Genomic DNA, 426 nt, shown 5'->3' with positions numbered 1-426 from the left:
GTCTCGGGGTCGAGGCCGGCGGCCCGCCCGCAGAGCCAGTCGGCCTTCAGCGCGTCGAAGCCCCAGCCGGCGAACTGGGCGATGTCCGCCCGGTAGTGGCCGTTGCTGCCGAGCCCACACTGCCCCGGCAGGTACGGGCCGGCGTCGGTGTAGATGCCGGCCTTCATCCCCTTGCTGTGGATGTACGCGGCCAGCGCGGCCATTCCGCCGGGAAAGCGGGCCGGGTCGGCGACGAGCTGACCGGCCGCATTGCGCGGGGTGGGCGCCGCCCAGTTGCCGTCGATCCAGACGTAGGTGTAGCCGGCGTCCCGCAGGCCACTGTGGACCATGTAGTCGGTGACCGACCGCACTTCGGCCTCGGTGGGGTCGCCACCGAGACCGAAGTAGGTGTTCCAGCCCTGGTAGGGCGTCGGGGCGAGCCCGCTG

General features: G+C 72.3%; 1 pseudogene. It reads right to left on the bottom strand.

What is annotated here, in order from left to right:
• Window positions 1-426: pseudogene (locus F8279_RS30105) on the bottom strand (glycoside hydrolase family 27 protein); the annotation flags it as partial.

Source organism: Micromonospora sp. AMSO1212t, from assembly GCF_008868145.1.
Taxonomy (GTDB): domain Bacteria; phylum Actinomycetota; class Actinomycetes; order Mycobacteriales; family Micromonosporaceae; genus Micromonospora; species Micromonospora tulbaghiae.
The sequence above is the reverse complement of the archived record's forward strand: the minus strand, read 5'-3'. Positions and strand labels throughout refer to the sequence as shown.